The following is a 543-nucleotide window of genomic DNA, read 5'->3' as shown; positions in this document are numbered from 1 at the left end:
GCTGTCGAAGGCTTCGAACACCGAGCGCAGCGACCAGCAGATCGGGATGTCATAGCAGTGCTTTTCCCAATAGAAGTAACTGCGGATCGGGCGCCACATGTCTTCGAAATCGGCCATGTGTTCTCGTAGTTCTTGGATGTGCTCCTCTACTAGATGCATCTTGGTGACCATGCTGTGGGTGGTCTCGGCCATGCCGCGGGTGATCTCGAGCATCGCTTCCATGCTGTCGATGCTGCGTTGCATGTCTTCGCCCATCACCAACATGTCTTTCATGCGGTCTTGCATGTATTGCATGTTCAGTTGCTGGGTGGTGCCTTGCATGCTGATCGCAAACGGGATCGAGGCGTGGTTGATCGGGGTCCCCAGGGGTCGGGTGATGGCCTGCACCCGGCCGATGCCCGAGGTGCGAAACACGGCCTTGGCCACTTTGTCGATGACCAAGAAGTCGGCGGGGTTGCGCATGTCGTGGTCGGTTTCGACCAGCAGCAGGTCCGGGTTCATCCGGGCCTGCGAGAAATGCCGGTCCGCAGCCGCATAGCCCTC

The 543-nt window shown here is 58.9% G+C and carries 1 pseudogene; it reads right to left on the bottom strand.

The window, feature by feature from the left end:
* Positions 1 to 543, bottom strand: a pseudogene (locus A5707_RS24205) (MMPL family RND transporter); the annotation flags it as partial.

Source organism: Mycobacterium kyorinense, assembly GCF_001672775.1.
GTDB lineage: Bacteria > Actinomycetota > Actinomycetes > Mycobacteriales > Mycobacteriaceae > Mycobacterium > Mycobacterium kyorinense_A.
Note: the sequence above shows the minus strand (reverse complement) of the source record. Positions and strands in the feature narration are given on the sequence as shown.